Source organism: Ruegeria sp. AL7, from assembly GCF_056536105.1.
Window position 1 is genome coordinate 3,336,599 of record NZ_JBQFJF010000001.1, and the last position, 24,393, is coordinate 3,360,991.

The window sequence follows — 24,393 nt, forward strand, 5'->3', positions numbered from 1 at the left end:
AACGACCTAGTCGTTTTGGCAAAGCGCCCCGTCTGCAGTTCGCAAGCGGGGTGTTTTATCGAATGCGGTCTCGTCACGTGACCTTACGAAAACGAACAGGCCGCGCCACGGCATCGACGGTCGCTGACGTAAGGCAGCTATGAGCCGATTCAACAGGGCGGTCCATGGCGGCTGGTGAAATACTGCAGGTGCACCAATGACCGAGAAAAGCCCTATCGCCACAGGGCAAGTAAATGTCTCACCCAGGATGGCCAGACCCGGCATCACACCGACACCGGCGCGCAGATACGCCTGGCTTGCGACGTCCATGGACCCTAGCGTGTGCACCAGTTTGAAATAGATCGGCAGGGCCACACCAGTGCACAAGGTCAAAAGAACGCTTGTTGCCGCCAATGCCGTTACACTCGGCGTCAAGGTCCATGGACGGTCCGGCAGCAGCTTAGCGCCCATCACCAAAACGCTCCGTCGGATCGCATGTCTGACTAAGGAAGTGTGACCACCACTCTCACGAGTGGGTTTTTCCATCTTGATCTCTGATCAGAAACCATTCCCTGGGTCGCCGCAGCAAGCTGATGCTCAGATAATCAGCTTGGATCAAGGCAAACACATATTTTTGATTCACTTCTGCAACATTCTTGTGAATGCTTCATTCCCGTCTCTTTTCCGCCGGATTTGGTGCTGATAAGCAATGATTGAATATCGGGATGTTAAATAGTGCGAGTGGGCAGATGAGAGCCGGAGTTAACGGTCAGGTAGCCATTTCATGGGATCAAACTGAAATCGACGGACTCGAGGACGCGCCTCTGGCGTGTCTGGCCGTCGGCGCGGCTTGGTCATGGCGCGGACAGGCGATAGTGCTGAGCGCAGAAGCCGAGAGCAGCGTCGAACAGATTGGATATGCGCGGGGCGCTGCAACCCGCATACAAAACCGCTTCCCGATTGTCCGGGAAGTTTCCGGCCACGTGACCGGTGCTTTGACACTTACCAATGGGTCGCAGCGGTTTTCAGCCAACCTTGTTGCCGACACCAATGATGCAGCACCAACCATCGTTTTCGATGGCGCATGCCCGCCACGGGATGAAGAATTCTGGATCGTCGACGTGACCGAGGTTGTGATGGTGCACAAGGCGGGTGTTGAAGGCGGCGGGAATGTCGTTGCATTTCCGGCCTGAACGCGACCTGTATTTTTTTTTGATGAAAGCAGTGTGACAGCAACCGTCGCTATGCGCGCAGGGGCCTGTGCTGCCAGCGGTGAACATATCTTTGCAGATATTCGAAACTGCGTTGAATGCCGTGTTGACTCTGCCGGCTTTGCGGATATAAGCGCGGCTTCATTGGTGTTGGTGGCCCCCGCAAGGGGAAGCCTGTCATGAGGGAAATCTCAAGAGGACAACGCCCTTCATAGTTGCCCGTTTGGGCATCGACCTAAAGAAGGAGATCAGCCGTGACCAAACGCACGTCTGCCAAGTACAAAATCGACCGCCGGATGGGCGAAAACATCTGGGGTCGTCCGAAATCCCCGGTCAACCGTCGTGAATACGGCCCCGGCCAGCACGGTCAGCGCCGCAAGGGCAAACTGTCGGACTTCGGTCTGCAGCTGCGTGCCAAGCAGAAGCTGAAAGGCTACTACGGCGACCTGACCGAAAAGCAGTTCCGCCGCATCTATGCCGAAGCCGAGCGTGTAAAAGGCGACACCGGTGAAAACCTGATCGGCCTGCTGGAGCGCCGTCTGGACGCCGTCGTCTATCGCGCCAAGTTCGTACCGACCGTCTTCGCTGCGCGTCAGTTCGTGAACCACGGCCACGTCAAAGTGAACGGCAAGCGGGTGAACATCCCCAGCTACCGCGTCAAAGAAGGCGACGTCATCGAAGTGCGTGACAAGTCCAAGCAACTGGCTGTTGTTCTGGAAGCTGTTGCCCTGGCCGAGCGTGATGTTCCTGACTACATCGATGCTGACCACTCGAAAATGACCGCAACGTTCGTTCGCGCACCAGGCCTGAGCGATGTGCCGTACCCGGTCATGATGGAACCGAACCTGGTCGTCGAATTCTACGCGAAGAACTGATCTTCGCATTCCGACCTGGAATTCAGAGCCGCACCTTTGGGTGCGGCTCTTTTCATTTTCAGCCCAGCAGAACGATATCTGACGCGCCTGCGCTGCGACGCAGCTCGTGAATGTCTTTTAGTTCCGGGTCGTTGATCCATCCCAGCGCCGCGTCCCGGTTGGGAAAGGAAAGCAGGGCTGCAACGTCAGGCAAGTCCGGCGTGCCGTCCAGCGCGGTTGTTTCTTTGGTGGCGTGTTCGACTTTTCCGCCATGGCGGGCCAGTGCAGGCCCGGCCTGTTCGCGATAAGCGGCCAGCGCGTCGGGATTCTTTACGGTAAGTTTTGCGTAGGCATAGATCATGGCTTTGCTCCTTGATGTGTGGGCAAAAGCTAGGGTGTGACCTGCTTTGCGAAAACGCGTGTATTTGCATCAGTGATGTGCGAATTTGCATGTATGGATATTCATTGGGATGATTACCGGGCCGTACTCGCCGTGGTCCGCAGGCGCACCCTGTCCGCCGCGGCACAAGAGCTTGGCGTCAACTACACAACTGTCGCGCGCCGTATAGCCCGCGCCGAAGCGGCGACAGGCGAAGTGCTGTTCGAAAGGCTGACCGACGGGTATCGACCGACAGAAGCAGCGCACCTAGTCGCTGCGTATGCTGCCCGGATGGAAAGCGCAGAACACGCAATGCTGCGAGGTTTGTCAGGGCGGGATGCCCGGCTGGAAGGGCAACTGACCTTAACCGCGCCGCAACTGTTAATTGCCCATGTGCTGGCCCCGGCGCTGGGCGAGTTTGCTCAAAGGCACCCTGCTGTGTCTTTGCAGGTGCGCGCGGCAAACGAGATTCTGGACCTTAATCGGCGCGAAGCCGACATTGCGATCCGGATCAGCCGCAACCCCGGCGATACGTTGAAAGGTCTGCGCCTGACGCAACAGCACAGCGCTTGTTTTGCCACGTCGGAATGGGCCGCGCGAATGCAGCAAGATCCGAACGCGCCCGTGGATTGGTTGCTTTATGAAAAGCAGCCGAACCTGCCGGACGGCGTCGACAAAATCTATCCGAACTCGCGGATACATATGCGCTTTGATGACATGGTCGCGATGGCGGGTGCCGCACAATCAGGGTTGGGCGTTGTGCGTATGCCGGTGTTTCTGGGCCGCTCACTTCGGGGCTTGGTGCAGGTTCCGATCCTTTCACCGCAACCCTACGCAGATATCTGGATCGTGGCGCACCCGGATGTTTGGCCTTCGGCAAAACTGGTCGCGTTCCGCGACATCGCGGTACCCTTTTTCAAACAAAAACGCCCGCTGTTTACGGCGTGATCATATCGGCAATGGTCGTCCCTCGGCGATTGCTTCCATCGCGAAATACGACGTGACACTGTCCAGCTCGACCTTTTCGATCAGCCGTTGATACACCTTGTCGTAAGACGCCATATCCTGTGTAACGACTTTCAGCTGATAATCATAATCACCGCCGATACGATGAAAATCCACGACCTCGGGGATCGTCAGAACGTGGCTGCGAAAGGCCTGTAGCCACTCGGTCGAATGATGCCGCGTGCGCAGCATGACAAAGACCACAAGGCTCAGTCCCAATTTCTCGCGTGCGATGCGGGCGGTTGAACCGATCAGGACACCATCTTCGTTCAAAGCCTTCAGACGTCGCCAGCAGGCGTTCTGGGAAAGCCCTACACGATCCGCCAATTCCCGTTGCGACAGGGTGGCGTCCTTTTGCAGCTCTTTCAGAACGCGTGTGTCAATTTGATCTATTTTAGATGACATAACTAATCATATGACACAAAGTATTTAAAATCTACGCAATTATAGGTGAAGTTTTCGCGCAAATAATAAATCACATTACTCGGGCAGTTAGGAGCCAATGCAATGTCCCTGTCCAAGTTTCGTGCGGAACTCTGTTCCACCGCTCACAATTCAAACCTGCGCGATGGGCTGATCGGAGAGAATGTTCTGATCCCGGGTCTGCATGGGGACGTGCCGCTTGTCTATGCGGATTACGTCGCTTCGGGTCGCGCCTTGCGGCAGGTCGAAGACTTTGTGGCGCAACATGTGTTGCCGTTTTACGCGAACAGCCACACCGAGGCCTCTTACTGCGGATCTTACATGACACATCTGCGCCGCGAGGCGCGGGCGGAAATAGCCCGCATTGTAGGTGCCCAGGAAGAGGACGCGGTGATCTTCACCGGGTCTGGTGCCACTGCGGGGCTCAACCGGTTGGTCAGCCTGCTCGGGGTGGCAGAGGCCGACCAACCGGTTGTCTTGATTGGTCCTTACGAGCATCACTCGAACATCCTGCCGTGGCGGGAAAGCAAGGCACTTGTGGTTGAAATCCCCGAAGCCGAAGGTGGCGGTGTTGACCTGGGGGCGCTGGAAACCGCGCTGTTGACCCATGCAGGCGCAGATCTTCTGATCGGTTCCTTTTCGGCGGCGTCCAATGTAACCGGAATTGTCACTGACCCTGATCCGGTGACGCGGTTGCTCAAGGCGCATGGTGCCGTGGCGATTTGGGATTACGCCGGGGGCGGGCCTTACCTGCCGATGGATATGGGGCCGGCGGACGCGCGCAAGGATGCGATCGTCGTTTCCCCGCACAAGTTTCCGGGCGGTCCGGGGGCCTCGGGTGTTCTGATCGTAAACCGGGCTGCAGCCAAACGGAACTGCCCCAGCTGGCCGGGTGGTGGCACCGTTAGATTCGTGTCACCGTGGCGGCATGACTACAGCGCGGACCTGTCTGCGCGGGAAGAGGCGGGAACGCCCAACGTGATCGGTGATATCCGCGCGGCGCTTGCCTTTATCGTCAAGGATGTCGTCGGCACGGAAGAAATCGCAAGACGCGAGGCGCAGTACAACCAGATGGCGCTGGACGGGTGGAAGGATAACCCGCACCTGACATTGCTTGGGGTCAATAATCCGCATCGCCTGCCGATCTTCTCCTTCCTTGTGCGCGACAACGCGGGACAGCCTGTGCATCAGCAGCTGTTTACCCGGATGCTCAGCGACGTCTACGGCATTCAGGCGCGCGGCGGCTGTGCCTGCGCAGGGCCTTATGCCCACCGCCTTCTGGGGATTGACCGCGCCGCGTCCGAGGCGCTGCACGCGGCCTTGTCTGCGGGTGAAGAGATGAAGAAACCCGGCTGGGTACGCCTGAATTTCTCGTACCTGATGAGCGAGGAAACGGTTCAATTCATCATCGACAGTGTCAATGATCTGTCCCGCCGTACCGAGGAATTCGTGCCGTATTACAACGCCGACCCGGCGACTGCGCGCTTCAAGGCCGCATGATGGAATTGCCGCTTTTCTCAATCCGTTGAGACAGGTATGAGGGGCCCAATCAACGGAGCCTCTCATGACCAAGATCACCCCGCAACCCGGCATTATGGACATCGCGCTTTATCAGGGCGGCCAGTCGCATGTGGCGGGTGTTGAGCATGTGATCAAGCTGAGCTCGAACGAGAATCCGTTCGGCCCCAGCCCCAAGGCGATTGAGGCGGTGCGCGACAGCGCGGCAAATTTGCATCGGTACCCAAACACTGACCACGCCAGTTTGCGCGCGGCTATCGGCGCACGTCACGGGCTGGACCCTGCGCAGATCATCTGCGGTGTCGGCAGCGACGAGGTGCTGCAATTCATCGCTCAGGCCTATGCGGGGCCGGGGGATGAGGTGATCTATACCGAGCACGGGTTCTCCATGTACCCGATCATCGCCCGCATGGCAGGTGCCGCACCGGTCATGGTGGCCGAGCGCGACCGCAAAGTCGATGTGGATGCCATTCTGGCCGCCGCAACCAGCCAAACGCGGATCGTGTTTGTCACCAACCCCGGTAACCCGACCTCGACCATGATCTCGAACGACGAACTGGACCGTCTGGCGCAGGGTCTGCCCGATACCTGCCTGATGGTCTTGGACGGCGCCTATGCCGAATTCGTCGACGGTTTCGATGGCGGCGCGTCTTTGGTGGATGCGTATGAGAACGTGATCATGACCCGTACATTCTCGAAAGTGTACGGGCTGGGCGGGATGCGGGTCGGCTGGGGGTATGCGCACCAATCGATTATCGATGTACTGAACCGGGTGCGTCAGCCCTTCAACCTGTCTTTGACAGCACTGGCCGCAGCCGAAGCAGCGATCAGCGACGTCGAATTCCTGACGTTCTGCCAATCCGAAAATGCGCGCCTTCGGGTGTGGCTGGCCGAGGAGCTGGACAAGATCGGCGTACCCTCGGACCCGTCCTGCACCAACTTCATCCTCGCGCGTTTTGCCGACAGGACCGAGGCCGAGGCTTGTGACGACTATCTGAAGACGCAGGGTTTGATTGTCCGCCGGGTTGCAGGCTACAACCTGCCGAATGCCCTGCGGATCACCGTGGGCGATGAGGAAGCCTGCCGCCGCGTCGTTGCGGCGATTACAGCATTCAAAGAGGGTGCAGCATGAGCCAGATTTACGACCGGGTTGCGCTGATCGGGCTGGGCCTGATTGCGTCCTCCATGTTCTGGGCGATCAAGCGTGGAGGCCTGGCCGGGGAAGTGACCGGCTATGCCCGGTCCGAGGCGACACGTGACACGGCGCGCAGAATCGGGCTGTGCGACCGCGTCTGTGACACGGCGCGCGAAGCGGTCGAAGGTGCGGATCTTGTCGTTCTTTGCGTGCCCGTGGGGGCAATGGGGGCCGTCGCAGAAGACATCGCGCCCGTGCTCAAGCCCGGCGCGACCCTGTCGGACGTGGGGTCGGTCAAGCGGCATGTCATTCAGGCGGTTCAGCCGCATATCCCCGAAGGTGTGCATTTCATTCCCGCGCATCCTTTGGCTGGGACAGAGCATTCCGGTCCGGAATCGGGTTTCGCAAAATTGTTCGACAATCGCTGGTGCCTGCTGGTGCCTGTCGAAGGGACCGACCCGGATGCAATCGCCCGCCTTCGGGCGTTGTGGGAAGGTATGGGGTCCCATGTGGATGAGATGGACGCCGATCATCACGATCTGGTTCTGGCCGTCACGTCCCATGCGCCGCACCTGATCGCCTACACGATGGTTGGTGTGGCCGACGATCTGCGCCGGGTGACCGATAGTGAAGTGATCAAATACTCGGCCGCGGGTTTTCGGGATTTCACCCGCATCGCGGCATCGGACCCGACCATGTGGCGTGATGTGTTCCTGTCCAACAAAGATGCGACACTGGAAATCCTGGGCCGGTTCACGGAGGAGCTGTTTGCGCTGCAACGTGCCATCCGCACCGGGGACGGGGAACATTTGTTTGACTACTTCACCCATACCCGTGCTATTCGTCGCGGCATCATCGATGCAGGGCAGGACACCGACGCACCGGATTTCGGGCGGGGAAAGGCAGGTTCATGAGGTCATACCGGGGGCAATTTCTGATCGGGATCATGGCGTTGTGCGCCATGGCCACACAGGCAGCACCTCTGGAACGATCTCTGGTTCCTCCTGCACGTCCGATTCTGGACCAGCACAACGTACAGGTTGTGTCCGCCGTTGCCCCGGTGTCCGTCGCGGCCATAACCGATCTGCGCCCCATCTCACGTCCGGTTTCACCGCAGGTCACTGCCGCCCTGGCGCGACCTTCGGATTTGCCACTGCTGGGGCCCGACACCTCGCTGATGCCTAACATGAGACCTGAATCGCTTGAACAGCAGGTGCTTTTCAAAAAACGCAAGCTGCGCAAAGGGTCCGTTTGCGGAGATATCGCAATTCAGGGCAAGCCCGTCGGCAGGGTCGGCAGCGAGAATTCAGCCTGTGGCGTAAAAGATGCAGTGCAGATCACCTCTGTTTCCGGTGTGGCACTCAGCCGCCCGTCGACAATGGATTGCGGCACCGCCGTTGCGCTGAACAAATGGGTCGATAAGACAGTCAAACCCACCTTCAAACGTCGCGGCCCGGTGGTCGAATTGCAAGTGGCGGCTCATTATGCCTGCCGAACCCGTAACAACCGCAAAGGCGCGCGGATTTCCGAGCACGGCAAAGGGCGCGCGATCGATATTTCGGCCTTCAAAATGGCCGATGGTGAGGTGGTGACCGTCTTGGAAGGATGGCGCAAGAACCCGTCACAGAAGCAGCTGCAGAAAATCTGGCGCGGCGCGTGTGGCCCGTTCGGCACCGTTTTGGGGCCGAACTCGGATAGCTACCATCGCGATCATTTCCATCTGGATACGGCACGCTACCGCAGCGGAGCGTATTGCCGTTAACGAAGGATCAGCCGCGGGGCAGGGCCCAGCGGCACCGGCCCCAGGGCGACAAAACCATCCCGGAAGTTCAGCTGAAGGTCCAGCGCGTTGGGGTTGCCGCCCAGCCCTGCCAGAAAATTCAGTGCGCGGGTGACAGGATCAACCGCCTGATCAGGCAGGGCACCTGCCGCGTTTGCCATGTCGACCATATCGCGCCAGTTCTCGGCCTTGACGGCGATCTCGCCACTGGGAACACCCTGCGCGTCTACATCCAGTTTACCGGCAGCAAACAGACGCAACCCACCCCATTTGATCTCGGCCAGTCGCAGGTCGATGGCCACGGGCTGTGGTCTGCTGTGTTCCAGCGCTGACCTGTCCCAGACTTTGCTGAACGTGGTGATCATGTCCAGTTCCAGCGTTTCGAAGGACTGCGGCAGCGACGCGGCCGAGTTCATAAGGGCCCGCAACCGGTTACCGGGTGTGAACCCATCCGCGCGGGCGGTAATGGCATAGGCTTCGGGCTGGGATGTTTGCGCCATGATCAGGCTCAGGGTGTCCCCGGCGGCCAGCGCTGTGGAGTTTTCGGTCACCGACCATGCCCCTGCCGTCAGCGCCAGTTTCTCAAGCACAAGCGAAACGCCGGGCTGCAACTGTAGTTCTGCAATCAATTCATCGGCGACAATCGTTGAGGTTTGATCGTAGTAAGACAGTCGTTGCGGCGTCTCGGCAAACCGCAGCACCTGCCGGCCGGGCCAGATCGCGGGGCTTTCGAATTCGATCCAGTCCGCACGCCAGGCTGTGCCATTCACCGGATCTGCAAGGACAGGGTTGTTCAGTCGGGTCACGTGATGGGTCGGATACCCTGCCGTTGCCACGTCCGAGAAATCAGCCAGCCAGCCGCGCGCCTGTTGTTGATCAAACCAGCCAGTGATTGCCGCGCGCAGACCATATCCGGCGACAAACCAATAGGCGCTCCAAAGGATGCCGATAAAAATGATCACTCGTATGACACGGCGCATGAGCTTTGGCCCTTTTTCCTGCCTCGGAATTGATGTTTATAGGCCCAAACGGGCAAGGACCAGTGCAATGACGATGTGGGTTTTCGGTTATGGATCGCTGCTGTGGAATCCGGGCTTTCCGGTCGCGCGCAGCGAACGCGCGACACTGCATGGCTATGCCCGGTCCTTCTGCATGAGCTCGATCCACCACCGGGGAACCGAGGAAGAACCGGGGCTGGTGCTGGCGCTGGACGAACAGGCAAACGCGACCTGCACCGGTCTGGCCCTTGCGGTTGAAACCGGTCACGAAGACCGCACCCTGCACGAACTGCGCGAGCGCGAGCTGATCTCGTCGGCCTATGTCGAACGTATGCTGGATGTGCATCTGGAAAATGGCGACATCGTCAACGCCGTGACCTATGTGATCGATGCCGACCATGTGCAATACTGCGGCGGCATGCCTTTGGAGGATCAGGCCCGGATCATCGCCCACGCGGTTGGCGGACGCGGCCCGAATGATGAATACCTCTACAACACTGCCGAACATCTGGCCGAGATCGGCCTGCGCGACCCCGATCTTGAGTGGTTGGCGCAACGGGTGCGCAGTATTACCGCATAAACTCTTGGCGTCACCAGTGGAATTTCGCTAGTTTCGACGCAGAGCAGGCAAATACCGGGAACCACGCGCATGGCGCAGGCACATCAGGGCGCGAGACCCCATTTCTCGCATCCAACGCGACAGATTCTGTTGATGTTGATGGCGATCGGCCTGTCCGGGCTGGGTGTGTTTCTGGCGCTGCCCTATGTGTTGCCGGTGTTCTTCGCCAACCCGTACCTGAACGGCTTCATCCTGATGGTGTTCCTGATCGGCGTGTTTGCCTGTTTCTATCAGGTGACACAACTGATCGGGTCCGTGCGCTGGATCGAGGCATTCGTCGGCGGTGTTGTTCGTGAAGACGCCCGCACACCGCAATTGTTGGCACCTCTGGCCTCATTGCTGCGCGAACGGGGTGCGCGGTCGCAGATCAGTTCGACCTCGACCCGCTCCATTCTGGATTCCGTGGCCGAACGGGTCGAGGAAGAGCGTGAAATCACCCGCTATATCACCAACGTGCTGATCTATCTGGGTCTTTTGGGTACGTTCTTTGGACTGGCGACAACCGTACCGGCCATTGTCGATACCATCCGCAGCCTAAACCCGCAGGAGGGCGAGGAAGGGCTGGCCGTTTTCAACCGCCTGATGACCGGGCTCGAGGCGCAATTGCAGGGGATGGGTGTTGCGTTCGGATCGTCTCTGTTGGGTCTGGCCGGGTCGCTGATCGTCGGCTTGCTCGAAGTTTTTGCAGGGCACGGGCAGAACCGCTTCTATCGCGAGCTTGAAGAATGGCTGTCTTCGATCACCCGCTTAGGTTTCGCAGGTGGAGAAGAAGGCGGTGCCGAAATTGCCGTGCTCACGCCGGTGCTGGACGCCATGTCCGAACAGATGGATGCCTTGCAGGATCTGTTCTCTGCGCAGGAAAGCGACCGGGCCGAGGTTTCCGCCAAGCTGGGTTTGCTGGTCGATGTGATCGGTGAGATGAACAACCGTCAGGCCAATACCGAAAGTGTTACGGCGGCGCTGGAACGCGTGGCGCTGGGTCAGGAAGCCCTGCTGGATCACATGCGCGATCACGGTGCGGGTGAAGGTATCGACGCCGAAAGCCGGATGCGCCTGCGCTCGATGGATGTGCAACTGCTGCGTATCCTCGAAGAGATTTCGGCGGGCCGGCAGGAAAGCATGAATGAGTTCCGCAAGGATATTGAACTGCTGGTCAAGGCGCTGACCCTGCCGCGCGGTGCGGTACGCACCACGCCGGAAGGAGAATAGTCCATGGCGCTGTCCCGCCGCACCGGTCAACGGTTCCAGGGCTCGGTCTGGCCCGGTTTCGTCGACGCGATGACGGGGCTGTTGATGGTGCTGACCTTTGTGCTGACCATCTTCATGGTGATCCAGTTTGTGCTGCGCGAAACCATCTCGGGTCAGGAAGACGAACTGACCACATTGGCTGACGAAATCGCGGCGCTGGCGGGTGCGCTGGGGCTGGAAGAACGCGAAAACAGCCGGTTGCAGGCGCGACTTGGGGCGTTGAATACCACCCTGTCTCAGGCTGAAGACGATCTGGCGCAAGCCCAGTCACTGATCGCGTCACTGACCACCGAGCGCGACCGCCAGGCTGCCGCTCTGGATCAGGCGCAGACCCGGATCACCAATTTTGAAGCGCAGGTAGCAGCCCTGCTGGCCGAACAGGAACGGGCACTGGGTGATATTGCAGTGCTTGAATCGCAGCGCGCGAAACTGCTGACCGAGCAAGAGGCGTTGAACCTGGCCCTTGCCCAAAGCCGCGAGGAAATCGACGCACAGACCGAAGCCGCCCGTTTGGCCGCTGCCCGTCGTGAAGCACTGGAAGCGCTGGTGGCGGACCTGGAGCAAGGCAGCGCCGACCGGGACGCCCAGATCACCACCCTTGAACAGCAGCTCAGCGATGAAGAAGCCGCCCGTCTGGCCGAAGCCGCTGCCGCCGAGGCGTTGCGTAACCGCCTTCTGGATGCCGATGCCGAGCTGACGGCCATGACACTTGCTCTGGAAGCGCAACGCAAAGAGGCCGAAGACACACTCACCCTGCTGGCCGCAGCACAGGCGGCGCGTGCCGCGTTGGAGCGTCAGTTTGGCGACGTGAACCCGGATGAACTGCGGGCCCAGCTTGAAGCCGCTTTGCAGGCGCAGACGCAAGCGCAGGCGGATGCTGATGCGCAACGCTCTCTGGCCGAGCAGCGGCAGGCCTTGTTGGACCTCGCCAATGCGACGCTTTCGGATGAAAAAGAAATCTCTGCCGAGGCGCAGAGAGAGGCCGCCCTGCTGAACCAGCAGATCGCCGCCCTGCGCGGGCAATTGGGCTCTTTGCAGGCTTTGCTTGATGATTTCGAAGAACGCAACGCCGCCGCCGAGGTGCAGATTCAGACCTTAGGGCAGGACCTGAACGCCGCACTGGCCCGTGCCGCATCCGAAGAACGCAGGCGCCGTCTGCTGGAAGAAGCGGAGCGCCTGCGTCTTGAGGCCGAGGCCAAGGCTCTGGCCGGGCAGAACCAGGAACTGGCGGCACAGGCCGAGGACCTGCAACGCTATCGCTCGGAATTCTTTGGTCGTTTGCGGGACGTCCTTGGCGGTCAGGAAGGGGTGCGCATCGAAGGCGACCGGTTCGTGTTCTCGTCCGAGGTTCTGTTTCCGACCGGGTCCGCCGTGCTGTCCGCAGAAGGGCAGCAGGAAGTCGCCAAGGTGGCCAGCATCCTGCGCAGTGTCGCTGCTGAAATCCCGCCCGGTCTGAACTGGGTGATCCGGGTCGACGGCCACACCGACAACGTTCCTCTGGCCGGGTCGGGCAGGTATCGCGACAACTGGGAGCTCAGCCAGGGTCGCGCGCTGTCGGTTGTGCGCTATATGGTTGACGCGCTGGGCATTCCGCCCAACCGCCTTGCAGCCAACGGGTTTGGTGAATTCCAGCCCGTCAATCCGGCTGACACGCCCGAGGCACGCGCGCAAAACCGCCGGATCGAGTTGAAGCTGACCGAAAGGTAAGGCCACTGGCCCTTAGCAGTCACGAAAACAAACAGCCGATCCGCAACCGGTTAGTGGCGATCCCGGCCACAGTGACCCGAACCGTTGGAAAATCAAGGCGGTGCATGTCCGCCAGACGTTTCACACGCGGCCTAACCGAGATGCCAACGCGACGCCGGGTAGGCGGGTGGGCCTTGCCAGCGCTGGGCGAAACCAAAAAAACCCGCCTTGGTAGGCGGGTTTTCTGTTAAATGCGGCGGGCGATCAGTCCGCCGTCAGAAGCGGAGGCTTGTCACCCGAAATGCGCGGTTGATCCGGGCCAAGGATCTCAAGATCCAGATCACCTTTCTTGACCGAGACACGGACCACACCGCCTTTTGCCAGCTTGCCAAACAACAATTCTTCGGCCAGCGGTTTCTTGATGTATTCCTGAATGACGCGACCCAGCGGGCGCGCACCCATCTTGTCGTCATACCCTTTATCCGCCAGCCATTCGGCGGCTTTGGGTGTCAGATCAATGGTCACACCACGATCCAGCAACTGCGCTTCCAGTTGCAGGACGAATTTCTCGACCACCTGCAAAATGACCTCTTTCGGCAGCGGCGCGAACGAGATCACGGCATCCAGACGGTTGCGGAATTCCGGCGTGAACATGCGTTCAATCGCGGCGGTGTCTTCGCCCTCGCGACGGTCACGACCGAACCCGATCGCGGCCTTGGCCTGCTCTTGCGCCCCCGCGTTCGAGGTCATGATCAGCACCACGTTGCGGAAGTTCACTGTACGGCCGTTATGGTCGGTCAGTTCCCCATGGTCCATCACCTGCAACAGGATGTTGAACACGTCCGGGTGCGCCTTTTCAATCTCGTCCAGCAGCAACACACAATGTGGATGCTGGTCGACACCGTCGGTCAGCAGGCCGCCCTGATCGAACCCGACATAGCCCGGAGGCGCGCCGATCAGACGGCTGACCGCGTGTTTCTCCATGTATTCCGACATGTCGAAACGCAGCAGTTCAACGCCCAGCGTGTCCGCCAGCTGTTTCGCCACCTCGGTCTTGCCCACGCCGGTCGGGCCGGCAAACAGATAGTTGCCGATGGGCTTTTCGGGTTCCCGCAGGCCGGCGCGGGCCAGTTTGATTGCGCTGGCCAGCGCCTCGATCGCCAGATTCTGACCAAACACCACCCGTTTCAGCGAGGCTTCGAGGTCTTTCAGCACCTCGGCATCGTCCTTGGTGACGTTCTTGGGCGGGATGCGGGCGATCTTGGCAACCACGGCCTCAATCTCTTTGACACCAATGGTTTTGCGCCGTTTGCTTTCCGCCACCAGATGCTGCGCCGCGCCAGCCTCGTCAATCACGTCGATGGCCTTGTCGGGCAGCTTGCGGTCGTTGATGTAACGTGCCGACAGCTCGACCGCCGTTTTGATCGCATCAGCGGTATACTTGATGTCGTGATGTTTTTCGAAATAAGGCTTCAGACCGCGCAGGATCTTGACGCTGTCTTCAACCGAAGGCTCGTTCACATCGATCTTCTGGAACCGGCGCGACAGGGCGCGGTCCTTTTCAAAATGCTGGCGAAACTCTTTGTAGGTGGTCGAGCCCATGGTGCGCAGCTTGCCGCCCTGCAACGCAGGTTTCAGCAGGTTCGACGCATCCATTGCCCCGCCCGAGGTTGCACCAGCACCGATCACGGTGTGAATTTCGTCGATGAACAGCACCGCGTCGGGGTGCTCTTCCAGCTCGGTTACAACCGCTTTCAGGCGTTCCTCGAAATCGCCGCGATAACGGGTCCCGGCCAGCAGCGCACCCATGTCCAGCGAGTAGATGGTGGTGTTTGCCAAGACATCCGGCGCCTCTCCGGCGACGATCTTGTGCGCCAGACCTTCGGCGATGGCGGTTTTGCCCACGCCCGGATCGCCCACCAGCAGCGGGTTGTTCTTGCGGCGGCGGCACAGCACCTGGATACAGCGTTCCACCTCATCCGCGCGCCCGATCAGAGGATCGACATCACCCGCACGCGATTTCGCGTTCAGGTCAATGCAATATTTCCCAAGCGCACTTTCCTTTTGTTCCGTGTCGCCGGAACCTGTCTGAGCTTCTTCTTCCACCTGATCCGCACCGGATACCGACCGGCTTTCGCCATACGCGGGGTCTTTGGCCACGCCATGGGCGATGAAATTGACCGCGTCATACCGGGTCATGTCCTGTTCCTGCAGGAAATAGGCGGCATTGCTTTCGCGTTCAGCGAATATCGCGACCAGCACATTGGCACCGGTCACTTCGGTCCGGCCCGAGCTTTGCACATGAATCGCGGCGCGTTGAATGACGCGCTGGAACGCTGCCGTTGGTACGGCTTCGGACCCGTCAATATCCGTGACCAGATTCGATAGGTCCTCGTCGATGAACTCAACCAGAGTGCTGCGCAACTCGTCCAGATCAACGCTGCACGCTTTCATGACGCGTACCGCATCGGGTTCTTCCAGAAGCGCCAGCAGCAAATGCTCCAGCGTTGCAAATTCGTGTCGCCGTTCATTCGCAGCCGCAAGGGCCGCGTGGATGGCTTGTTCCAGTGTGCTCGAGAATGAAGGCACGCGGGTGCTCCTCTGTCTTGGGTCAGAAGGGGGCGGGCTTTCGGCCGGAACCCCATCCCAACCATGTCCTCATACTATTAGAGTTTGGTTGATCGTGGCCCGGCTTCAAGGGTTTTCTTTCACTTGACAGTCACATTTGTTGTGACCGTGGCCGTGAAGAGGGGCAAATAAGCATCAGAACCTGTCTTTTCTACCCCGGATTTCGGCGAAAACCGCCGCAGGATCGGCGTTTACCATACCAAGATGGGCCTGAATCGCCGGATCCGTGGCCCTCAGGAACGGGTTGGTGGCTTTTTCAAGCGCCAAAACCGACGGAACAGTGGCTTCGCCAGCGGCGCGGGCGCGGTCGATATCGGCAATTCGCTGTTTCAGCGCAGCGTTCTCGGGATCGACGGTAATGGCGAATTTCGCGTTGGATTGTGTATATTCATGCCCCGAACAGACAAGGGTGTCGTCCGGCAAAGCGGCCAGCTTGCTCAGCGACGCCCACATCTGCGCCGGGCTGCCTTCGAACAGACGCCCACACCCGAGGGCCATCAGGCTGTCAGCGGTAAAGACGACCGCGCTTTGCGGAAGATAAAACGCGACATGACCAACCGTGTGCCCCGAAACGTCCAGCACCTCGACCAGTTCGCCACCCACCTCAAAGCTGTCGCCTTCGGCAACCTGCTGGTCCAGTGGGGGCAGGCGGTGCGCGTCGGCGGCCGCACCGATGACCTTTGCGGGGTGATGGGTCAGAATTTCGGGCAGCCCTTCAACGTGATCCCAGTGATGATGGGTCAGCAGCACATGTGACAAGCTCCATCCCCGATCTTCCAGTGCTGCAAGAATCGGCGCGGCTTCGGGCGCATCGATCAGCGCAGTCTGGCCATTGCCGCTGTCATGGGCCAGAAAGGCGTAATTGTCGCTGAGGCACGGGATTGTAACGATTTCAAGAGGCATGGCCTTTTGCCCTTTCATTGCTAGACTGCGCCCAGCTAAGCCGATTGACCGGATGTCCGCAATGCATCTTGATGTGCAGGATCTGAGGAACTTCTACTACCGCAGCACCCTTGGGCGCGCGGCACAGGCAGCTATTCGCGGGCGGCTGACCGAGCTCTGGCCCGAAGCCAAAGGTCAGACCGTTGCCGGTTTTGGCTTTGCCGTGCCGCTATTGCGCCCTTATCTGGCCGGTGCGCGCCGGGTCATCGGGCTGATGCCCGGCCCGCAGGGCGTGATGCCCTGGCCTGCGGGGATGCCCAATGTCTCGGTGCTGACAGAAGAAACCCGGTGGCCCATTGAAACCGGTCACGTGGACAAGCTGGTGGTGATGCACGGGCTGGAAACGTCCGAGCGGCCAAACCAGCTGCTGGAGGAATGCTGGCGTGTTCTGGGCCCTGGTGGCAGGGCCGTGTTCATTGTTCCGAACCGGGCGGGTCTGTGGTCACGTACGGACAAAACGCCATTTGGCTTTGGTCGTCCCTATTCCGCCACTCAGCTGGAAAATCAGCTCAGGTCGCATTACTTCCTGCCCGAGGCGCATTGCTCGGCTCTTTACATGCCGCCGTCCTTCCGGCGGTTCTGGTTGAAATCGGGCAGTCTGATCGAAAAAACCGGACAGCGCATTCCAACTGTCATGGCGGGCGGGGTGTTGATGGTTGAGGTCACAAAGAACATTCATCCGCCTCGGGGCAATGTCACCAAAGATGCCATAAGGAAGCCGATCAAGGCGCTTGACGGTTTGCTAAAGCCTGCATGACAACTGCGTGCATCCCAAAGTGACAAATTCGCGAGAAAAAAGTCACAGGAATCGCAAAAACCTGCATATTCGTAACATTTTTCAACCGGGTTGACGGGTCCAAACGGTCGCACTTGGTGTAAGTGCATGAAAATTAACATTTTGTGGATAAATCTGTTACCGCTATAGCGTATTGCTTGGTTGGTTCACCTCTGCTACATCCCCGGTGATTTTGATCCCCGACCGTCTGGCCGGGGTTTCCTCACGCCCCAAGGTAGCGGCCGCTACCCAAAATCGGGGCCTCAAATATCGGAAGGGTGGACGTGTCCGAACCAGCTTCGATTTCCACAGGCATCGCCGAGCGCTATGCCACCGCGATCTTCGAGATCGCAAAAGAGAATAATGACCTTGCGGGTCTGGAATCCGGCATCAATGATCTGGCAGCAGCACTGGGCGACAGTGCCGACCTGCGTGACCTGATCGCATCGCCTTTGATTTCGCGGGCCGAGCAAGAAGGAGCAATTGCCGCTGTTGCTGACAAGATGGGGCTGAACGCCATCCTGCGCAACACGCTGGCTCTGATGGCGCAGAAACGCCGCCTGTTTGTTGTGCCGCAACTGGTGCAGGTGCTGCGTGACATGCTGGCAGATGAGCGTGGCGAAGTGACCGCTGATGTCGCCTCGGCCAAGGCGCTGACCAAGACACAACTGGAAAAACTGTCCAAGACGCTGTCCGAGCGTGTGGGCAAGACCGTAACTATCAATGCGACCGTGGATGAAAGCCTCATCGGCGGTCTTGTCGTCAAAGTGGGCTCGAAAATGATCGACAGTTCGATCCGTTCGAAGCTGAACTCCCTACAGAATGCAATGAAAGAGGTCGGATAAATGGGAATCCAAGCTGCAGAGATTTCTGCAATCCTGAAGGACCAGATCAAGAATTTTGGTCAGGAAGCCGAAGTGGCCGAGATCGGTCGCGTGCTGAGCGTCGGTGACGGGATTGCCCGTGTATATGGCCTGGACAACGTTCAAGCCGGTGAGATGGTCGAATTCCCCGGCGGCATCATGGGTATGGCGCTGAACCTGGAAAGCGACAACGTCGGTGTCGTTATTTTCGGTTCTGACCGTGACATCAAAGAAGGTGACACTGTCAAGCGCACCAACTCGATCGTGGACGTTCCGATCGGTGACGAGCTGCTGGGCCGTGTTGTTGACGGTCTGGGCAACCCGCTGGATGGCAAAGGTCCGATCAATGCCACCAAGCGTGGCGTTGCAGACGTCAAGGCACCTGGCATCATCCCGCGTAAATCGGTGCACGAACCGATGGCAACCGGCCTGAAATCGGTTGACGCGATGATCCCGATTGGCCGTGGCCAGCGCGAGCTGATCATTGGTGACCGCCAGACCGGTAAAACCGCTGTGGCTCTGGACACCATCCTGAACCAGAAGGTCTATAACGAAGCAGCAGGCGACGACGAGTCGAAGAAACTGTACTGCGTTTACGTTGCGATCGGTCAGAAACGTTCGACCGTTGCCCAGCTGGTGAAGAAACTGGAAGAATCCGGTGCGATTGAGTATTCGATCGTTGTCGCCGCAACCGCGTCCGACCCGGCACCGATGCAGTTCCTGGCACCCTATGCCGCAACCGCGATGGCGGAATACTTCCGTGACAATGGCCGCCACGCGCTGATCATCTATGATGACCTGTCGAAACAGGCCGTGTCCTACCGTCAGATGTCGCTGCTGCTGCGCCGCCCGCCGGGCCGCGAAGCCTATCCGGGTGACGTTTTCTACCTCCACTCCCGCCTGCTGGAACGTTCGGCGAAGCTGAACGAAGACTTCGGCGCAGGTTCGCTGACCGCTCTGCCGGTTATCGAAACCCAGGGTGGTGACGTTTCGGCCTTTATTCCGACCAACGTGATCTCGATCACCGACGGTCAGATCTTCCTGGAAACCGAACTGTTCTATCAGGGCATCCGTCCTGCTGTGAACACCGGTCTGTCGGTTTCGCGTGTGGGCTCGTCGGCTCAGACCGACGCGATGAAATCGGTTGCCGGTCCGGTCAAGCTGGAACTGGCTCAGTATCGCGAAATGGCGGCCTTTGCACAGTTTGGTTCCGACCTCGACGCCGCAACCCAGCAGCTGCTGAACCGCGGTGCGCGCCTGACCGAGCTGATGAAGCAGCCGCAGTACTCGCCGCTGACCAACGCGGAAATCGTCTGCGTCATCTTCGCGGGCACCAACGGTTACCTCGATAAGATCGACGTGTCGGATGTTGGCCGCTACGAGGCTGGCCTGCTGGCGCATCTGCGCGGCAAGCACGCTGACCTGCTGAAGTGGATCACCGACGAAGATCCGAAGATCAAAGGCGACGCGTCCGACAAACTCAAAGCAGCGATCGACGAATACGCCGCGACCTTCGCTTGATAGGAGGTTCCGATGCCTAGTCTGAAGGACCTTAAAAACAGGATCGAGTCGGTCAAATCGACCCGCAAGATCACCAAGGCCATGCAGATGGTCGCGGCCGCAAAACTACGCCGCGCCCAGGAATCTGCCGAAGCCTCGCGCCCTTATGCCGAGCGGTTCAATGCCGTGATGGCCGGGCTGGCGGCGTCGGTCGGGGGCAGCGACAGCGCCCCCAAGCTGCTCCGTGGTACGGGCAGTGATGATGTCCATCTGCTGGTTGTGTTGACAGCTGAACGCGGCCTGTGTGGCGGCTTCAACTCGAACATCGCCAAGCTGGCCCGCCAGAAGGCGGAAGAGCTGCGCGGCAAGGGCAAGACGGTCAAGATTCTGACCGTCGGCAAGAAAGGCCGCGACGCGCTCAAGCGTGATTTTGGCGATCTGTTCGTTGGGCATGTGGACCTGAGCGAGGTCAAGCGTCTGGGTTATTCCAACGCGCAGGACATCGCAAAGGACATCCTGTCCCGCTTCGACGGGGGCGAGTTCGACGTTGCCACGATCTTCTACTCGAAGTTCGTCAACGTTGTGACCCAGATCCCGACGGCACAGCAAGTCATCCCCGCCTCGTTCGAGGAATCGGAAGGTGACGACAGCGGTGCCATTTTCGACTACGAGCCCAGCGAAGAGGCCATTCTGGCCGACCTGCTGCCCAAGGGGGTTGCGACCGCGATCTTCTCGGCTCTGCTCGAAAACGGAGCGTCTGAACAGGGCGCGCGGATGTCCGCAATGGACAACGCGACACGCAACGCGGGTGAGATGATCGACAAGCTGACGATCCAGTTCAACCGCTCGCGTCAGGCCGTGATCACCAACGAGCTGATTGAAATTATTTCCGGCGCCGAGGCGCTGTAGAGACAAACCGGAGACGAAACATGGCGAATGCAAAAGGCAAAGTCACACAGATCATCGGGGCCGTCGTCGACGTGCACTTCGAAGATCAGCTGCCTGAAATTCTGAACGCGCTGGAAACCACCAACAACGGCAAGCGCCTGGTGTTGGAAGTTGCTCAGCACCTGGGTGAAAACACTGTCCGCACCATCGCGATGGACGCGACCGAAGGTCTGGTCCGTGGTGAAGTGGTCACCGACACCGGTGCACCGATCTCGGTTCCGGTTGGCAACGCCACCCTGGGCCGCATCCTGAACGTGGTCGGCGAGCCGATCGACGAAAAAGGTCCGGTGGAGGCAACCGAAGCGCGCGCGATCCACCAGCCCGCACCGACCTTTGCCGAACAGTCGACCGAGTCCGAAGTTCTGGTCACCGGCATCAAGGTGGTTGATCTGCTGGCCCCTTACGCAAAAGGCGGTAAGATCGGCCTGTTCGGCGGCGCTGGCGTTGGCAAAACCGTTCTGATCATGGAACTGATCAACAACATCGCAAAAGTGCACTCGGGCTTCTCGGTGTTTGCGGGTGTTGGTGAACGGACCCGTGAAGGCAACGACCTGTATCACGAGATGATCGAATCGAACGTGATCAAGCCGGACAACCTGTCGGAAAGCCAGGTGGCCCTGGTTTACGGTCAGATGAACGAACCTCCGGGTGCGCGTGCGCGTGTTGCTCTGACCGGTCTGACCCTGGCCGAGCAGTTCCGCGACCAGTCCGGTACCGACGTTCTTTTCTTCGTCGACAACATCTTCCGCTTCACGCAGGCGGGTTCCGAGGTTTCGGCTCTGCTGGGTCGTATCCCGTCCGCTGTGGGCTACCAGCCGACACTGGCCACCGACATGGGCGCCCTGCAGGAACGCATCACCTCGACAAAGGCCGGATCGATCACTTCGGTGCAGGCGATCTACGTGCCTGCGGACGACTTGACCGACCCCGCGCCGGCAACCTCGTTTGCGCACCTCGACGCGACCACCGTTCTCAACCGTGCGATCTCGGAAAAGGGTATCTACCCAGCGGTTGACCCGCTCGACTCGACCTCGCGCCTGCTCGACCCGGCCATCGTCGGGGAAGAGCACTACAAGGTTGCGACCGACGTTCAGCAGATCCTCCAGCGCTACAAGTCGCTGCAGGACATCATCGCCATCCTCGGCATGGACGAACTGTCGGAAGAGGACAAGCTGACCGTGGCCCGTGCCCGTAAGATCGAACGCTTCCTGTCGCAGCCGTTCGACGTGGCCGAGGTCTTCACCGGCTCGCCGGGGGTTCAGGTTCCTCTGGATGTCACAATCTCGTCGTTCAAGGCGGTTGTGGCTGGCGAATACGATCACCTGCCCGAGGCAGCCTTCCTGATGGTTGGCGGCATCGACGAAGTGATCGCCAAAGCCGAAAAAATGGCAGCAGCAGCCGCCTAAGGAGTATCCCTGATGGCAAACACGATGCATTTCGACCTCGTCAGCCCCGAGCGGAGCCTTGCTTCGCTCGAGGTCACCGCGGTCCAGATTCCCGGCGCGGACGGGGACATGACGGCGATGCCCGATCACGCCCCCACCATCACAACGCTGCGCCCCGGTCTGCTGAAGGTTGAGGCACCCGAAGGGTCCAGCGAATACCTGGTCACCGGCGGGTTTGCCCAGATCAACGGCGACAGCCTGTCGGTTCTGGCCGAAAAGGCGGTTCCGGTTTCGGAAATCACCCGTTCGCATATGGACGAGCTGATTGCCGAGGCACGCGCCTCGCACGAAGCGGCAAAGGGCGGCGACGACATGTCGATCGTCGACGAAGCCGCCAAGCTGCTGGCCGATATGGAAGCTCTTGGGACACATATGAGCCTGTAATTGGCTTAACAGTGGAAAATTGGAACGGCCTCGCGATTGCGGGGCCGTTTTTTTTGTCGTGCTTTTGCCAGAAAGCCGGGGTAAGTTGCGGAAATTCAAGTATAATGATGAAAACATGAAAAAATTTCTGACCCATCCCATTGGCATCGATCAGGGTGAAAGTGTTCTGTTTTCGGAATTTGCCGAAGGCGGGGACATGTGGACTGGCGAAGGCCCCCGCGAACGCCGGAAACCCATCCAATTCAAGGGCACGTTTCTTAGCCCGCCCATGGTTCAGATCGGGATTTCCCTTTGGGATGTCGACACATCATCAGCCCTGCGCGCCGAGGTTCAGGCAGAAAATATCACCTCGGAAGGGTTCGAAGCGGTGTTTCGGACATGGTCCGACACGCGGATTGCCCGGATCCGGATCAGTTGGACCGCGTTTGGAGAGGTAGCACACCCCGACGACTGGAACATTTCCTGATCCGGGGCTTGCAGGACAGGCGCGGGGCTCAGTCGTCCTGCGCTTCGATCATGTCGACCCGTGTGGCGTGGCGGCCACCTTCGAATTCGGCCCCCAGAAACGCATCCACAATATCCAGCGCCTGACCTTCGCCGACGACACGCGCACCAATTGACAGCATGTTGGCATTGTTGTGCTGGCGGATCATCCGCGCAGAAAACGCATCTGAACAGACGCCGCAGCGAATGCCGGGTACCTTGTTTGCAGCCATCATGATGCCCTGACCCGTGCCGCAGAGGATAATACCCAATTCGCAATCACCCGATGCAACAGTCAGTGCCGCGGCCTTGCCGTGTTTGGGATAATGGGTGCTTTCAGAGGTCGTCGGGCCGATATCGACCACGTCCCAGCCTTGCTGCGCGATGTGGTTGGCCACGGCCTGACGCAGCTCGATTGCCGCGTGGTCGCTGGAAAGAACAATGCGTTTGTTGCCAGTCATGGAGATCGGTCCACTTGTGTCGTTGATCGCGCACATGGGTCAGGCTTGTGCGCAATCGATGGTTCAAAAAGAAAGGGACGACACATCCCGTCGCCCCGTCCAAACTCAATCCATCTGGTACATGGATTCGTAGATCGGCGTCAGTGTCTTGTCTTCGAACAGGGATGACACGCTGGTTCCGTTCCAGATGTTCAGGATCGCCTGCGTAAAGATAGGCGCGGTCGGAACAATGCGGATGTTCTTGGCGCCCAAAATCTCTTTGGTCGGTTGGATCGTGTCGGTCAGCACCAGCGACTTCATCACCGAATTTGTCACCCGTTCCACCGCAGGGCCGCTCATGACGCCATGCGTGATGTAGGAATGAACTTCTTTCGCACCGTTATCCAGAAGCACCTGCGCCGCCTTGCACAGCGTTCCGGCGGTGTCGCACATGTCGTCGACGATCAGACAGATCTTGTCCTTCACATCCCCGATCACGGTCATCTCGGCGACTTCGCCCGCTTTCTCGCGGCGCTTGTCCACGATCGACAGAGGGGCGTTGATCCGCTTGGCCAGTTCACGCGCGCGGGCAACGCCGCCCACGTCGGGTGAAACCACCATGATTTCATCCAGATTTCCCTTGAACTGATGCTTCACATCCAGCGCAAAGATGGGCGAGGCATAAAGGTTGTCCACGGGCATATCGAAAAAGCCCTGAATCTGGGCCGCGTGCAGGTCCATTGTCAGGATCCGTTCGATCCCGGCCCCGGTCAGCATGTTGGCCACCAGCTTGGCGCTGATGGGCGTGCGGGCCTTGGTGCGACGGTCCTGACGAGCGTACCCGAAATACGGGATCACGGCAGTGATCCGCTGCGCGGACGACCGGCGCAGGGCATCTGCGATGATCAGCAGTTCCATCAGGTTGTCATTGGCCGGGTTCGAGGTCGGCTGGATAATGAACATATCCTCGCCGCGCACATTCTCGAATACTTCGACGAAAATCTCACCGTCGTTGAACCGTTCGACACGCGCATCGACCAGACCCTGATCAACGCCTCGGTACAGGCTCATGCGGCGTGCGATGGCTTGGGCAAGCGGAAGGTTGGCGTTCCCAGCGATAAGCTTGGGTTCGTGAAGTGTCGGCATCGGC

25 protein-coding genes are annotated in these 24,393 nt (G+C 59.4%); 17 read left to right on the forward strand and 8 right to left on the reverse strand.

Annotated features, from left to right (window positions below; genetic code table 11):
- Positions 1-6: 6 nt before the first annotated feature.
- Positions 7-450: a hypothetical protein gene (locus ACR3E2_RS16720; RefSeq protein ID WP_480482312.1), complete on the reverse strand. Its 444-nt coding sequence runs from the start codon at positions 448-450 to the stop codon at positions 7-9.
- 278 nt (positions 451-728) lie between these two features.
- On the opposite strand from ACR3E2_RS16720, the gene ACR3E2_RS16725 reads away from it, so the two are divergent.
- Both ACR3E2_RS16725 and rpsD read left to right on the forward strand, forming a co-directional pair.
- A complete protein-coding gene (locus ACR3E2_RS16725; protein ID WP_480482310.1) occupies positions 729-1,172 on the forward strand; it encodes a hypothetical protein in 444 nt (147 codons plus the stop codon).
- Between the two features lie 272 nt (positions 1,173-1,444).
- The gene (rpsD, locus tag ACR3E2_RS16730; RefSeq protein WP_170374584.1) at positions 1,445-2,065 is read left to right on the forward strand and encodes a 30S ribosomal protein S4; all 621 of its coding nucleotides are present in this window, start codon (positions 1,445-1,447) and stop codon (positions 2,063-2,065) included.
- 58 nt (positions 2,066-2,123) lie between these two features.
- On the opposite strand, the gene ACR3E2_RS16735 is transcribed toward rpsD, so the two are convergent.
- Complete coding sequence (locus tag ACR3E2_RS16735; RefSeq protein ID WP_480482308.1) at positions 2,124-2,405, reverse strand: DUF1330 domain-containing protein; 282 nt, start codon at positions 2,403-2,405, stop codon at positions 2,124-2,126.
- Between the two features lie 93 nt (positions 2,406-2,498).
- On the opposite strand from ACR3E2_RS16735, the gene ACR3E2_RS16740 reads away from it, so the two are divergent.
- Entirely contained in the window at positions 2,499-3,371 is an 873-nt protein-coding gene (locus ACR3E2_RS16740) for a LysR family transcriptional regulator (protein ID WP_480482306.1), read from the forward strand.
- Here the strand turns inward: ACR3E2_RS16740 and ACR3E2_RS16745 are convergent, their stop codons facing one another.
- Complete coding sequence (locus tag ACR3E2_RS16745) at positions 3,372-3,833, reverse strand: Lrp/AsnC family transcriptional regulator (protein ID WP_480482304.1); 462 nt, start codon at positions 3,831-3,833, stop codon at positions 3,372-3,374.
- Positions 3,834-3,935: 102 nt separating this feature from the next.
- Between ACR3E2_RS16745 and ACR3E2_RS16750 the strand changes: the two genes are divergently transcribed.
- From ACR3E2_RS16750 to ACR3E2_RS16765, 4 genes are all read left to right on the forward strand, one after another.
- Positions 3,936-5,351, forward strand: coding sequence for an aminotransferase class V-fold PLP-dependent enzyme (locus ACR3E2_RS16750; RefSeq protein WP_480482302.1), 1,416 nt, complete (start codon positions 3,936-3,938; stop codon positions 5,349-5,351).
- 64 nt (positions 5,352-5,415) lie between these two features.
- On the forward strand, positions 5,416-6,501 hold the full coding sequence (gene hisC, locus ACR3E2_RS16755; RefSeq protein WP_480482300.1) for a histidinol-phosphate transaminase: 1,086 nt from the start codon (positions 5,416-5,418) through the stop codon (positions 6,499-6,501).
- Entirely contained in the window at positions 6,498-7,418 is a 921-nt protein-coding gene (locus tag ACR3E2_RS16760; RefSeq protein ID WP_267365625.1) for a prephenate/arogenate dehydrogenase family protein, read from the forward strand. Before hisC ends, ACR3E2_RS16760 begins: the two co-directional genes overlap by 4 nt.
- Entirely contained in the window at positions 7,415-8,266 is an 852-nt protein-coding gene (locus ACR3E2_RS16765) for an extensin-like domain-containing protein (RefSeq protein WP_480482298.1), read from the forward strand. The genes ACR3E2_RS16760 and ACR3E2_RS16765 overlap by 4 nt, the downstream gene beginning before the upstream one ends.
- On the opposite strand, the gene ACR3E2_RS16770 is transcribed toward ACR3E2_RS16765, so the two are convergent.
- Positions 8,263-9,264, reverse strand: coding sequence for a DUF2125 domain-containing protein (locus ACR3E2_RS16770; protein ID WP_480482296.1), 1,002 nt, complete (start codon positions 9,262-9,264; stop codon positions 8,263-8,265). The genes ACR3E2_RS16765 and ACR3E2_RS16770 overlap by 4 nt on opposite strands.
- Before the next feature lie 67 nt (positions 9,265-9,331).
- Here ACR3E2_RS16770 and ACR3E2_RS16775 point away from each other — a divergent pair, with 67 nt between their 5' ends.
- The 3 genes from ACR3E2_RS16775 (at position 9,332) to ACR3E2_RS16785 (ending at position 12,856) form a co-directional block, all read left to right on the forward strand.
- Entirely contained in the window at positions 9,332-9,862 is a 531-nt protein-coding gene (locus ACR3E2_RS16775) for a gamma-glutamylcyclotransferase (RefSeq protein ID WP_480482294.1), read from the forward strand.
- A gap of 69 nt (positions 9,863-9,931) precedes the next feature.
- A complete protein-coding gene (locus ACR3E2_RS16780; protein ID WP_480482292.1) occupies positions 9,932-11,110 on the forward strand; it encodes a biopolymer transporter ExbB in 1,179 nt (392 codons plus the stop codon).
- 3 nt (positions 11,111-11,113) lie between these two features.
- A complete protein-coding gene (locus ACR3E2_RS16785) occupies positions 11,114-12,856 on the forward strand; it encodes a peptidoglycan -binding protein (RefSeq protein ID WP_480482290.1) in 1,743 nt (580 codons plus the stop codon).
- Positions 12,857-13,099: 243 nt separating this feature from the next.
- On the opposite strand, the gene clpA is transcribed toward ACR3E2_RS16785, so the two are convergent.
- Entirely contained in the window at positions 13,100-15,424 is a 2,325-nt protein-coding gene (gene clpA, locus ACR3E2_RS16790; RefSeq protein ID WP_480482288.1) for an ATP-dependent Clp protease ATP-binding subunit ClpA, read from the reverse strand.
- A gap of 174 nt (positions 15,425-15,598) precedes the next feature.
- On the reverse strand, positions 15,599-16,366 hold the full coding sequence (gene gloB / locus ACR3E2_RS16795) for a hydroxyacylglutathione hydrolase (RefSeq protein ID WP_480482287.1): 768 nt from the start codon (positions 16,364-16,366) through the stop codon (positions 15,599-15,601).
- 61 nt (positions 16,367-16,427) lie between these two features.
- Here gloB and ACR3E2_RS16800 point away from each other — a divergent pair, with 61 nt between their 5' ends.
- The 7 genes from ACR3E2_RS16800 (at position 16,428) to ACR3E2_RS16830 (ending at position 22,786) form a co-directional block, all read left to right on the forward strand.
- Entirely contained in the window at positions 16,428-17,162 is a 735-nt protein-coding gene (locus ACR3E2_RS16800; protein ID WP_480482285.1) for a class I SAM-dependent methyltransferase, read from the forward strand.
- Positions 17,163-17,464: 302 nt separating this feature from the next.
- Positions 17,465-18,025 (forward strand): F0F1 ATP synthase subunit delta, encoded by a 561-nt coding sequence (locus tag ACR3E2_RS16805; RefSeq protein ID WP_209598051.1) that lies wholly within the window; start codon positions 17,465-17,467, stop codon positions 18,023-18,025.
- Positions 18,026-19,564, forward strand: a complete 1,539-nt coding sequence (gene atpA / locus ACR3E2_RS16810) for a F0F1 ATP synthase subunit alpha (RefSeq protein ID WP_209504804.1) — start codon at positions 18,026-18,028, stop codon at positions 19,562-19,564.
- 12 nt (positions 19,565-19,576) lie between these two features.
- Positions 19,577-20,452 (forward strand): F0F1 ATP synthase subunit gamma, encoded by an 876-nt coding sequence (locus ACR3E2_RS16815; RefSeq protein WP_480482282.1) that lies wholly within the window; start codon positions 19,577-19,579, stop codon positions 20,450-20,452.
- Between the two features lie 20 nt (positions 20,453-20,472).
- The gene (gene atpD / locus ACR3E2_RS16820; protein ID WP_209504802.1) at positions 20,473-21,897 is read left to right on the forward strand and encodes a F0F1 ATP synthase subunit beta; all 1,425 of its coding nucleotides are present in this window, start codon (positions 20,473-20,475) and stop codon (positions 21,895-21,897) included.
- A gap of 12 nt (positions 21,898-21,909) precedes the next feature.
- Entirely contained in the window at positions 21,910-22,320 is a 411-nt protein-coding gene (locus ACR3E2_RS16825) for a F0F1 ATP synthase subunit epsilon (RefSeq protein ID WP_209504801.1), read from the forward strand.
- Between the two features lie 115 nt (positions 22,321-22,435).
- Positions 22,436-22,786, forward strand: coding sequence for an H-type lectin domain-containing protein (locus ACR3E2_RS16830; protein ID WP_480482280.1), 351 nt, complete (start codon positions 22,436-22,438; stop codon positions 22,784-22,786).
- A 28-nt stretch (positions 22,787-22,814) separates the two neighbouring features.
- Here the strand turns inward: ACR3E2_RS16830 and rpiB are convergent, their stop codons facing one another.
- Together rpiB and ACR3E2_RS16840 are read right to left on the reverse strand one after the other, a co-directional pair.
- Positions 22,815-23,264, reverse strand: a complete 450-nt coding sequence (rpiB, locus tag ACR3E2_RS16835) for a ribose 5-phosphate isomerase B (RefSeq protein WP_480482278.1) — start codon at positions 23,262-23,264, stop codon at positions 22,815-22,817.
- A gap of 105 nt (positions 23,265-23,369) precedes the next feature.
- Positions 23,370-24,389: a ribose-phosphate pyrophosphokinase gene (locus ACR3E2_RS16840; RefSeq protein WP_209504798.1), complete on the reverse strand. Its 1,020-nt coding sequence runs from the start codon at positions 24,387-24,389 to the stop codon at positions 23,370-23,372.
- Positions 24,390-24,393: the final 4 nt, after the last annotated feature.

What these genes read in the sequence shown, in the direction of transcription:
- gloB (WP_480482287.1), bottom strand. Translation starts at nt 16,366, where the DNA reads ATGCCTCTTGAAATCGTTACAATCCCGTGCCTCAGCGACAATTACGCC.
- atpA (WP_209504804.1), top strand. Translation starts at nt 18,026, where the DNA reads ATGGGAATCCAAGCTGCAGAGATTTCTGCAATCCTGAAGGACCAGATC.
- rpiB (WP_480482278.1), bottom strand. Translation starts at nt 23,264, where the DNA reads ATGACTGGCAACAAACGCATTGTTCTTTCCAGCGACCACGCGGCAATC.
- ACR3E2_RS16785 (WP_480482290.1), top strand. Translation starts at nt 11,114, where the DNA reads ATGGCGCTGTCCCGCCGCACCGGTCAACGGTTCCAGGGCTCGGTCTGG.
- ACR3E2_RS16765 (WP_480482298.1), top strand. Translation starts at nt 7,415, where the DNA reads ATGAGGTCATACCGGGGGCAATTTCTGATCGGGATCATGGCGTTGTGC.
- atpD (WP_209504802.1), top strand. Translation starts at nt 20,473, where the DNA reads ATGGCGAATGCAAAAGGCAAAGTCACACAGATCATCGGGGCCGTCGTC.
- ACR3E2_RS16750 (WP_480482302.1), top strand. Translation starts at nt 3,936, where the DNA reads ATGTCCCTGTCCAAGTTTCGTGCGGAACTCTGTTCCACCGCTCACAAT.
- ACR3E2_RS16815 (WP_480482282.1), top strand. Translation starts at nt 19,577, where the DNA reads ATGCCTAGTCTGAAGGACCTTAAAAACAGGATCGAGTCGGTCAAATCG.
- ACR3E2_RS16825 (WP_209504801.1), top strand. Translation starts at nt 21,910, where the DNA reads ATGGCAAACACGATGCATTTCGACCTCGTCAGCCCCGAGCGGAGCCTT.
- ACR3E2_RS16725 (WP_480482310.1), top strand. Translation starts at nt 729, where the DNA reads ATGAGAGCCGGAGTTAACGGTCAGGTAGCCATTTCATGGGATCAAACT.
- ACR3E2_RS16745 (WP_480482304.1), bottom strand. Translation starts at nt 3,833, where the DNA reads ATGTCATCTAAAATAGATCAAATTGACACACGCGTTCTGAAAGAGCTG.
- ACR3E2_RS16800 (WP_480482285.1), top strand. Translation starts at nt 16,428, where the DNA reads ATGCATCTTGATGTGCAGGATCTGAGGAACTTCTACTACCGCAGCACC.
- hisC (WP_480482300.1), top strand. Translation starts at nt 5,416, where the DNA reads ATGACCAAGATCACCCCGCAACCCGGCATTATGGACATCGCGCTTTAT.
- ACR3E2_RS16770 (WP_480482296.1), bottom strand. Translation starts at nt 9,264, where the DNA reads ATGCGCCGTGTCATACGAGTGATCATTTTTATCGGCATCCTTTGGAGC.
- ACR3E2_RS16760 (WP_267365625.1), top strand. Translation starts at nt 6,498, where the DNA reads ATGAGCCAGATTTACGACCGGGTTGCGCTGATCGGGCTGGGCCTGATT.
- ACR3E2_RS16780 (WP_480482292.1), top strand. Translation starts at nt 9,932, where the DNA reads ATGGCGCAGGCACATCAGGGCGCGAGACCCCATTTCTCGCATCCAACG.
- ACR3E2_RS16830 (WP_480482280.1), top strand. Translation starts at nt 22,436, where the DNA reads ATGAAAAAATTTCTGACCCATCCCATTGGCATCGATCAGGGTGAAAGT.
- ACR3E2_RS16735 (WP_480482308.1), bottom strand. Translation starts at nt 2,405, where the DNA reads ATGATCTATGCCTACGCAAAACTTACCGTAAAGAATCCCGACGCGCTG.
- ACR3E2_RS16740 (WP_480482306.1), top strand. Translation starts at nt 2,499, where the DNA reads ATGGATATTCATTGGGATGATTACCGGGCCGTACTCGCCGTGGTCCGC.
- ACR3E2_RS16720 (WP_480482312.1), bottom strand. Translation starts at nt 450, where the DNA reads ATGGGCGCTAAGCTGCTGCCGGACCGTCCATGGACCTTGACGCCGAGT.
- ACR3E2_RS16840 (WP_209504798.1), bottom strand. Translation starts at nt 24,389, where the DNA reads ATGCCGACACTTCACGAACCCAAGCTTATCGCTGGGAACGCCAACCTT.
- ACR3E2_RS16775 (WP_480482294.1), top strand. Translation starts at nt 9,332, where the DNA reads ATGACGATGTGGGTTTTCGGTTATGGATCGCTGCTGTGGAATCCGGGC.